At 69.2% G+C, this 480-nt stretch carries 1 protein-coding gene; it reads left to right on the plus strand.

Annotation, left to right across the window (positions count from 1 at the left end):
* Positions 1-480, plus strand: a 480-nt coding sequence (locus F8274_RS30865) for a VWA domain-containing protein (RefSeq protein WP_151465926.1), incomplete at both ends; no start/stop codon positions are given.

The following is a 480-nucleotide window of genomic DNA, read 5'->3' on the forward strand; positions in this document are numbered from 1 at the left end:
CGTCTCCAGTTGGTCGATCGCCACCCAGTCCGGACGGATGCTCGCCGTCATCGACGTCTCCGGCTCGATGAAGGACCCGGTGCCCAGCGCCAACAACCGCAGCCGGGAGGAGGTCACAGTCGACGCGGCCCGCCGCGGCCTCGGCCTCTTCGACGACTCCTGGTCGATCGGTCTGTGGACCTTCTCCACCCCGCTCGTCGGCAACCGGGACTACCGGCAGCTGGTCCCGCTCGGGCCGCTCTCCGGCCAGCGGGCCCAGTTGGAGGGGGCGCTCGCCACCGTCAAGCCTTCCAGCGGCGACACCGGCCTCTACGACACGATGCTGGCCGCGTACCAGGCGGTCCAGGAGAACTGGCAGCCCGGCCGGGTCAACTCGATCGTGCTGTTCACCGATGGCAAGAACGAGGACAACAACGGCCTCAACCAGCAGCAGCTGCTCGCCAAGCTCAAGCAGCTCGCCGACCCGGAGCGGCCGGTCCA

This window comes from Micromonospora sp. AMSO31t, assembly GCF_008868175.1.
GTDB lineage: Bacteria > Actinomycetota > Actinomycetes > Mycobacteriales > Micromonosporaceae > Micromonospora.